This is a genomic window from Paenibacillus sp. EKM206P, from assembly GCF_011066155.1.
In the GTDB taxonomy this organism is placed as follows: Bacteria; Bacillota; Bacilli; order Paenibacillales; family Paenibacillaceae; genus Paenibacillus; species Paenibacillus polymyxa_D.
On record NZ_JAAMNQ010000015.1, the window covers coordinates 115,229 to 124,233 of the forward strand.

Annotated in this window: 9 protein-coding genes and 1 other RNA gene; all 10 read left to right on the forward strand. The window is 46.5% G+C overall.

Features of this window, described 5'->3' with window-relative positions; all coding sequences use genetic code 11:
• The first annotated feature begins 65 nt into the window (after positions 1-65).
• The 10 genes from G9G53_RS23185 to G9G53_RS23230 all read left to right on the forward strand — a co-directional run bounded on the left by G9G53_RS23185 (position 66) and on the right by G9G53_RS23230 (position 8,705).
• A complete protein-coding gene (locus G9G53_RS23185) occupies positions 66-1,319 on the forward strand; it encodes a UDP-N-acetylglucosamine 1-carboxyvinyltransferase (RefSeq protein ID WP_029514892.1) in 1,254 nt (417 codons plus the stop codon).
• Positions 1,320-1,578: 259 nt separating this feature from the next.
• A complete protein-coding gene (gene rho / locus G9G53_RS23190; RefSeq protein ID WP_029514891.1) occupies positions 1,579-2,916 on the forward strand; it encodes a transcription termination factor Rho in 1,338 nt (445 codons plus the stop codon).
• Positions 2,917-3,012: 96 nt separating this feature from the next.
• On the forward strand, positions 3,013-4,284 hold the full coding sequence (locus G9G53_RS23195) for a radical SAM protein (RefSeq protein ID WP_029514889.1): 1,272 nt from the start codon (positions 3,013-3,015) through the stop codon (positions 4,282-4,284).
• A gap of 157 nt (positions 4,285-4,441) precedes the next feature.
• Positions 4,442-4,639, forward strand: a complete 198-nt coding sequence (gene rpmE, locus G9G53_RS23200) for a 50S ribosomal protein L31 (protein WP_013308223.1) — start codon at positions 4,442-4,444, stop codon at positions 4,637-4,639.
• Between the two features lie 110 nt (positions 4,640-4,749).
• An RNA gene (ffs, locus tag G9G53_RS23205) (signal recognition particle sRNA large type) lies at positions 4,750-5,016 on the forward strand.
• Between the two features lie 158 nt (positions 5,017-5,174).
• A complete protein-coding gene (dnaX, locus tag G9G53_RS23210; protein WP_165150558.1) occupies positions 5,175-6,926 on the forward strand; it encodes a DNA polymerase III subunit gamma/tau in 1,752 nt (583 codons plus the stop codon).
• 43 nt (positions 6,927-6,969) lie between these two features.
• The gene (locus G9G53_RS23215) at positions 6,970-7,281 is read left to right on the forward strand and encodes a YbaB/EbfC family nucleoid-associated protein (RefSeq protein WP_013308226.1); all 312 of its coding nucleotides are present in this window, start codon (positions 6,970-6,972) and stop codon (positions 7,279-7,281) included.
• A gap of 27 nt (positions 7,282-7,308) precedes the next feature.
• Positions 7,309-7,908: a recombination mediator RecR gene (gene recR, locus G9G53_RS23220; protein ID WP_013308227.1), complete on the forward strand. Its 600-nt coding sequence runs from the start codon at positions 7,309-7,311 to the stop codon at positions 7,906-7,908.
• A 213-nt stretch (positions 7,909-8,121) separates the two neighbouring features.
• On the forward strand, positions 8,122-8,433 hold the full coding sequence (locus G9G53_RS23225; RefSeq protein WP_029514885.1) for a DUF2508 family protein: 312 nt from the start codon (positions 8,122-8,124) through the stop codon (positions 8,431-8,433).
• A complete protein-coding gene (locus tag G9G53_RS23230; RefSeq protein ID WP_029514883.1) occupies positions 8,430-8,705 on the forward strand; it encodes a pro-sigmaK processing inhibitor BofA family protein in 276 nt (91 codons plus the stop codon). The genes G9G53_RS23225 and G9G53_RS23230 overlap by 4 nt, the downstream gene beginning before the upstream one ends.
• Positions 8,706-9,005 lie beyond the last annotated feature (300 nt).

Here is a 9,005-nt window from a genome sequence, read left to right on the forward strand (position 1 = left end):
TATAAGTTTTGATTTGAGATTATTGTTTGACCGACTGCAAAACACGTAGGGGGACCCTCAAGCTTATGGAAAAATTGATGATCACCGGTGGACGGCCGCTTCAAGGTACAGTTTCCATCAGCGGTGCCAAAAACAGTGCCATCGCCTTGATTCCCGCAGCCATTCTGGCAGAGTCGGAAGTCATTTTGGACAATTTGCCACTGTTGAGTGATGTGGCGGTGTATTCCGAAATACTGGAGGAACTTGGTGCAACGGTTGCCTGGGAAGGTAGCCAGATGAAAATAGATCCATCCTCTATTAAATCCATTCCTATGCCGAATGGGCCTGTTAAGAAATTACGAGCCTCTTATTATATGATGGGAGCCATGCTGGGCAGATTCAAGGAAGCGATCATCGGTTTGCCAGGAGGGTGCAATTTCGAACCCCGGCCCATTGATCAGCATATCAAAGGTTTTGAAGCGCTGGGTGCCACGGTTACGAACGAGCACGGCGCTATTCATTTGCACGCCAAAGAACTGCGCGGAACCAAGATTTACTTGGATGTTAGCAGCGTAGGCGCTACCATTAATATTATGCTGGCGGCAGCACGTGCCAAAGGCGCCACAATTATCGAAAATGCGGCTAAAGAGCCTGAGATTATAGATGTAGCAACCCTTTTAAACTCTATGGGGGCCATTATTAAAGGCGCCGGTACGGAGACGATTCGAATTGAAGGTGTGTCGGAGCTACATGGCTGCCGTCATTCCATTATACCTGACCGTATACAAGCGGGCACATACATGATTGCTGCTGCGGCAACCCGTGGAAATGTATTGATTGACAACGTAATCCCCAAACATATGGAGGCTCTCACTGCAAAAATGCAGGAAATGGGCATCGGTATCGAGGAATATGATGAAAGTATTCGCGTACTGGGTGCACCTTCTTATGAACATGTCGACGTTAAAGCCTTGATATACCCCGGATTCGCCACAGATTTACAATCTCCCATGACCAGCTTGCTTACCCAAGCGCAGGGTGTCAGTGTATTGAGCGATTTTGTGTACAGCAGTCGTTTTAAGCACGTCCCTGAGCTGGTGCGTATGGGGGCTAAAATTCGCGTAGAGGGTCGGTCTGCCATTATAGAGGGTGGTCGATTGAATGCAGCTAAAGTAAAAGCGGCAGATCTGCGCGCCGGAGCGGCCCTTGTCATTGCTGGACTTACAGTAAGCGAAGGCGTAACCGAGGTGACGGGTGTCGAGTACATTGACCGTGGTTATGATCACCTTGTCTCTAACCTGCGTCTTTTGGGCGCGGATGTATGGCGGCAGACTGAATAATTAAGCCGTGCAATTTTTTCGAACTCCTGGAACGAAAGCGATAGAACGGGCAACACCTGTGCAGCCGCTGCTTGATAAAAGATTGTGGTTCATACCTAACAATCAATTATCGGAAAACCGGAATAATTCGGTATAATCCAGGCAGATGGCTGCATAACTTTATTTGTTTTGGTTAAAATTATGTTAATGGTGTTTATGATATCATTGTCTATCATTTAGATGTATGAATGGACTTAATAATTGAATAGGTGGTTATTATATGGATCTGCAAATTTCCGATCTGGAAGAAATGAAGCTGACCGACCTGTACAAGCTGGCCAAGCAATACCAGATCCCGTACTACGGAACGCTCAAGAAGAAAGAACTAATTTTCGCTATCCTGCGTGCACAAGCTGAGAAGAGCGGATTGATGTTTATGCAAGGGGTTCTGGAAATCCTTCCTGAAGGTTACGGCTTTCTGAGGCCGATCAATTATCTCCCGAGTACCGAAGATATTTACATCTCTGCTTCACAAATCCGCAAGTTTGACTTGAGAACAGGCGATCTTGTTTCCGGTAAGTGCCGAACGCCAAAAGAGAATGAACGATATTTTGGATTGCTTCAAGTTAACGCCGTCAATGGAAGAAGTCCTGAGCAAGCTGCTGAGCGGCTACACTTTCCTGCACTGACTCCACTGTATCCGCAAACCAAATTAGTCCTTGAAACTTCCCCCAACCATTTGTCTACGAGAATTATGGATGTACTGGCCCCTGTCGGACTTGGACAGCGCGGACTCATTGTAGCACCTCCCAAAGCTGGGAAGACGCTTCTCCTCAAAGAAATTGCCAATAGCATTTCTACCAACAATCCCGAGATCGAGCTTTTTGTCTTGTTGATTGATGAACGCCCTGAAGAAGTGACCGACATGCAGCGTTCTGTTAAAGGTGAAGTTGTGGCCTCTACATTTGACGAACTTCCTGAAAATCACATCAAAGTGGCAGAACTCGTGTTGGAGCGTGCGCTACGTCTCGTAGAACATAAAAAGGATGTTGTCATCCTGTTGGATAGCATCACGCGTTTGGCTCGTGCGTACAATCTCGTTATTCCTCCTTCTGGTCGTACTTTGAGTGGGGGTATTGATCCGGCGGCATTTCACCGTCCAAAACGCTTTTTTGGTGCGGCTCGGAATGTGGAGGAAGGCGGTAGCTTGACGATTCTTGCTACAGCGCTGATTGATACAGGATCACGCATGGACGATATCATTTATGAAGAGTTTAAAGGTACAGGCAACATGGAGTTGCATTTGGACCGCAAGCTGGCAGAACGTCGTATCTTCCCTGCGATTGATATTCGTCGTTCCGGCACACGCCGTGAGGAAGTGTTGTTGAACAAGGAAGAATTGGATACGATCTGGGCCATTCGTAAAAATATGACGGAAAGCCATGATTTTGTGGAAGGCTTCCTCAAAAAGCTGCGTAATAGCAAGACTAATGCTGAATTTCTGGCTTCGTTTGATTTGGCGGCACCTTCTTCTGGTGGCTCGCAAAGCAGTTCTGGTGGGCAACAACGGAGAACTACGCGTTCTACCACAGCCTCAGTCCCGGCCTCAACCAACTAAAACCCATTCATGTATTTTATCTGTTCCGTAAGTACACAGTCGTTATCATTCATTTTGTTAATGGCGTAGGCTTAACGGAGCGAAAGGAGCTCCAAAATGTATTTGGTGTATGCCGACGAAAAAGGCAATGTATATGATCATGCTTCTTTGTATGGGCTTGCACGTAGTGCAGACATGATTGTTGAAATCATGGAGGATGAGCTTATTCCGTTACCGGAAGGAGCTACATTGGTAAGCCTGCCCAGCACTCGCCCGGTCGGTATGAACCCTGAAACAGGGGAAATGGTTTCTCTTCCCGGAGATATGCAAGCAGTAGGGGCTTTATTGCCGCAAGGTTTTACACGCTTGTGCCTGCCGGGATATGTGAAGACCGATAAGGAGTACAAGCTTCCCTTGTTCGGTTATTCGGCCGTAGTCTGGAAAGACGGAGCATTTTATGTAACGGCTGAGCAGAGTGACAGTCCGTCCAAGTGGAATCCGGAAAACTGTGACCGCCATCAAGTTAAATTGGGTGTTCAGCGGATGACGGAGCAATATCCCGAAAATCGGCTGTACCAACATTTGTCTAACTGTGCGCTTGGCTACGAATGTCTTACTTCCTCGAACACATTCCTGAATCGCTGGGAGGGGGGAGTTCCGGTATCTTATTCTTGTAATGCGGGTTGCTTTGGGTGTATATCTGAACAGCCAGATGACAGTGGCTTCGTATCTCCGCAGACAAGAATGAACTTCCGTCCTCGCGTCGAAGAAATTGTAGAAGTTATGCTGGAACATTTGAAGACACCGGAATCCATCATTAGTTTTGGTCAAGGTTGCGAAGGTGAGCCTTCCACACAAGCCAAACTGATTATTGATTCGATCAAAGAGGTGCGTTCCATTACCGATATGGGATACATCAATATCAATACGAATGCGGGATTGAGCGATCATATCCGGGGAATCGTGGATGCGGGTCTTGATCTGATGCGCGTTAGTACCATTAGTGCACTGGACGATCATTACAATGCGTATTACAAGCCGCGCGGTTACACGTTGGCTAATGTGGAAAAATCACTTCGTTATGCTTCTGAGCAGGGTGTATATACGTCGATTAATTATTTGATTTTTCCGGGTGTAACTGACCGAGAAGAAGAAATTGAGGCAATGATTGAATTTGCCAAACGAACTAAGCTCAGGCTGATTCAAATGCGTAATTTGAACATCGATCCTGAAAGCTATCTGGAATTGATTCCACCTGCACAAGGTGAGATCCTTGGCATGAAGCAAATGCTTGAGATTTATCGTGAGGAACTGCCGGATGTAGTCATCGGTTCATACACTCATGTACCGCCGCAAGGGCAGGCACGTCCTAAATTTGCCAAGGCCTAAAACGGTCACACAGCAATTGAAATACACCTGTTTTGCGCTGTTTCTGAATGCAGAAAAGAGTTGTTGAAACGCTCATATTCAAGTGCTATAATGTGAACATGTGTTCATACAACTCTGGACTGATAGGACGTTCAGGGCGGAAAGAGGTGAAAGTTCAATGCAACAAGCTATTCAACCAACATTTAACGTAACTACTGTCACTTGTGCTTGCGGAAATTCGTTTGAAACTGGTTCTGTGAAAGGATCTCTGCGTGTGGAGATTTGCTCCGCCTGCCACCCGTTCTTCACAGGCAAGCAGAAATTTATTGATGCTGGTGGACGCGTGGATCGTTTCAAAAAGAAATACGGTATCTAATGGATTACCGCAAGTTATAAAGTTATTAGAGCCTTCTGCGACTGCAGAGGGCTCTTTTTGTAATAATGTGTATTTGCTTTTTATGCGGCCTTAAGATATACTTATTTTCACCGTGCTAGATGGGGAGGTAGCGGTGCCCTGTAACTCGCAATCCGCTATAGCGAGGTTGAATTCCTGTTAGAGGTGTTGTTGATGTGAGGCTGGTCCCTGCGCACAATGTTGACGGCTGGGTCCTCCGCAATGAGTACTTGTGAACCTGGTCAGGTCCGGAAGGAAGCAGCCATAAGCAGGCCCACTCTTGTGCCGGAGGGTTGCCTAGCCCGAGTTGCTGTTCAGGATTGCCGCTCGGATCACAACGATCAATAACAGGTGCACGGTATATATTGGTAATTAGAACATCTTGGCAATCATTGCGAAGATGTTTTTTTGTGTTTTATAAATTGGAAGGTGTCTGGTTTAGATTCGGACGGGAGTATAGTATAATGAAGTGACCATGAATGGTCATGAAAGTGAATGGGAAAGAGGGTAACGCGCATTGGAACATATAGCGTTGTACCGTGCTTGGCGGCCGCAGGCTTTCAAGGACATGGTAGGACAACAGCATATTATCCAGACATTGCAGAATGCCATCCGCGAAAATCGCACGTCCCATGCCTACCTGTTCAGCGGTCCACGAGGAACAGGTAAGACGAGTGCGGCCAAAATTTTGGCCAAGGCAATCAACTGTGAGCATGGACCTGCGCCGGAACCTTGCAACGAATGCGAAGCCTGTAAACGGATCACGGCCGGAGCGGTCATGGATGTACAGGAGATTGATGCAGCCTCCAACCGGGGCGTTGAAGAGATTCGTGATTTGCGCGATAAAGTCAAATATGCGCCCACAGAAGTGCGGCACAAGGTTTATATCATTGATGAAGTGCACATGCTGACGACGGAAGCGTTCAATGCGCTGCTCAAGACGCTGGAAGAGCCGCCGCCACACGTGATGTTCATATTGGCTACGACTGAACCACATCGGATTCCGGCTACCATTATTTCGCGTTGCCAGCGGTTTGACTTCCGCCGTGTATCGCTGGAAGAACAGACAGAGCGGCTTGACCTGATATGTCAACAGGAGAACATACAGGCTGATTCGGATGCACTGCAGTACATTGCCCGTCTTTCAGATGGCGGGATGCGAGATGCGGTTAGTGTTTTGGATCAGATATCCTCGTTTACAGATGGTCGGGTTACTTATCAGCAGGTGCTGGACATGACGGGAGGTATTGCGTCCGAGCAATTCGGTAAGCTTGCCTTAGCATTGCTGAAAGAAGATGTGGGCACGGTGCTCCAAATGATCGAGAGCTTTATGCAGGAAGGTAAAAGTGCAGATAAGTGCATGGAGAATCTTCTGTACTATTTCCGAGATCTGCTAATGATCAAGATGGTGCCTCAGGCGACCAAAATGACGGAGCGAGTGCTGGATCCAGAGCGATTTAAGGAAGTGGCAGATGCTTTTACCAAGGAGCAACTCTTTGCAATGATTGACACCCTTAATCGTTACCAGAGCGAGATGAAATATGCCGTACAGCCCCAAACCTTGTTTGAGGTAGCTCTATTGAAGCTATGTAGTATTCCGGGGGAAGCAGCTGCTGTTGCTCAGCCGACCGCACAACGCTCTGACGCTGCAGCTGACCAGGAAGATGTCGTAATGTTGAAGCGCCAGCTTGCTGAACTGGAAAAGAAACTGGAACGCGCGCTGCAAGGTGGATTGGCCGTGGGAGGGGGGCAGGAGGCATCGTCGGGTGGCCGTCAGGCTTCCGGGGGGCGTGCCCCTGCTCCGCGGATTTCAGCACCAGCCAAACTCCCTTCCCAGTTGGATCGCTATATCGCTGAGAAGTCGAGCGAAGCATTCGCGGCAGCGGGGCGTAAGTGGAGTCAGATTTTGCAAGGGGTAAAAGAGGCGAAAGTTACGGTTCATGCCTGGTTTATGGACGGTGAGCCAGTTTCTGTGTTAGAGGACAGTGTACTGGTCGCATTTAAGAACAATATTCATCGTGAAACTACCGAAAAGCCTGCCAATAAGCAGGTCATCGAGAAGGTATTGCATGAGCAGTTGGGTCATCCTTATCGTTTAGTAACGATGATGCAAAAGGATTGGAATGCTGCCATTGAAGGAGTTTCCGACCAGCCTGCCGAAGAATTGCAACTAGAGCCGGAGCATGATGCGCCGGGAAAGTCCAAGGAGCCCTGGATTGATGAAGCTATTCAACTTTTTGGGGAAGATTTGGTAGTTATTAAAGATTAAAGCAAGTGTCTAGATGTATACTTCATTAAAGGAGATGATTGAAATGAACAATATGAACCAAATGATGAAGCAAGTGAAAAAAATGCAGGAACAAATGCTGAAAGCCCAGGAGGAACTTGGCGGAAAAGTAATCGAAGGAACTTCTGGCGGCGGTGTTGTGACGGTGGAGGTAAATGGACATAAAAAAGTGTTGTCCATCACGATCAAACCGGAAGCTGTAGATCCTGATGATGTAGAAATGTTGCAAGATCTTGTGCTGACTGCAGTCAATGATGCTTTGTCCAAAGCAGATGAACTGGCTAATGATGATATGGGTAAATTTACAGGCGGCATGAAAATTCCGGGCTTGTTCTAGTCTGCTGCATAAAGGAGAAACACGCTATTGTATTATCCGGAGCCGATTGCAAAGCTAATTGACGCTTTTACGCGCCTGCCGGGAGTAGGGCCAAAGACGGCTGCCCGGTTGGCTTTTCACGTACTGAAAATGAAGGAAGATGATGTGATTGACTTTGCCAAAGCGCTGGTCAATGTGAAACGTAACCTTCACTTCTGTTCAGTCTGCGGCAACATTACGGACACAGACCCATGTCGGATCTGTCAGGATAAGACAAGGGATACTTCCGTCATTTGTGTTGTTCAGGATTCCAAGGATTTGGTGGCTATGGAGCGTACCAAAGAGTTTAATGGTTTTTACCATGTGCTTCACGGGGCGATATCTCCTATGGAGGGAATTGGTCCTGAGGATATCAAACTCAAGGAATTGCTGAATAGACTCAGTGATGAACGCGTCAAGGAGCTGATTTTAGCTACGAACCCGAACATTGAAGGAGAGGCCACGGCCATGTACATTTCTCGGTTAGTGCGTCCTTTTGAAATCAAGGTTACTCGTATTGCTCACGGATTGCCAGTGGGTGGAGATTTGGAGTATGCCGACGAGGTTACCTTGTCCAAAGCGTTGGAAGGCCGTAGAGAGCTCAATTAATAGGTGTATTTATACGTTATAAATAGGGAGTCTGAAATGTCCTTTGGCATTCTCGACTCACTTGGGGGAGCCGCTACGGCTCCTTTTTTATTTTGGCGATAGATGGCAGTATAGATCCGTTCCTAGTTCTAAGTTTGTCCTTTGTTCAATAAGTATGAATAAGGTAGTCTTGCAGACTGTGCACATAATTCAGCTTGTAAGGAGGATGAACGGATGTGGGAACGGATGAAACAAAATTTCCGTCGTCAGGAGAATGGCAAATCAGAAGCGGAGTATCGGCAGGAACTGTTTGCCCAGATTCGGGCTTCGCATGCGGAATGGTTAAGAGCGCATCGTTTATTTCATGAAGCTACGGGTAAAGATGAGATCGACTACGCTATATTTGTTCTAGAAGCTGCAGAACGTAAATATCAGATACATTTAAAAAGTGCGAAGCAGCAAGGCCTACATCGTTTCCATCTGCCCGCGGATGAACCTGGATATGTCAATGATACGGATCGTGTTCACAAACGGAGAGCTGAATGAAAGGGGCAGTCTGGCTTGTTTTAATTGCCTGTGTCGGGATGTTACTATTTCTAATCATAAAAAAACGTTTGGGTATCGGCTGGCTTGTAGTATTCGGGGCACATATGGGCCTGGCAGCCATCGCATTGTATGTTATCAATTATTCAGGGTGGATTACGCAGGTGTACATTCCGATTAATCCAGTGACAATGGGGGCGGTAACGATATTAGGTTTGCCTGGAATTGTTCTTTTACTGGGATTGAAAATAATATTATTCGGACAGGCCATATGAAAACTTAAATGTTATTGTTTCTAATTTTAATATATAGTTGACGGCGAATTCAAAAATGTGATACATTAGTTCTCGGCTCTTAAAGGCCGGGGATTTTTTGTGAGAACAACTTTTAAATGAAATTAAAATTAATTTTCAAAAAAAGTGTTGACTTAAATTTCGAATGTGTGTTATATTAATCAAGTCGCCGCTGAGATGCGGTGGTGAAACAAAGTAAGACATAATGTAGGTTTGATCTTTGAAAACTGAACAACGAGTGAGTAAAACGATTTTGTTCGCAAAATCAAACAAGAGATATTT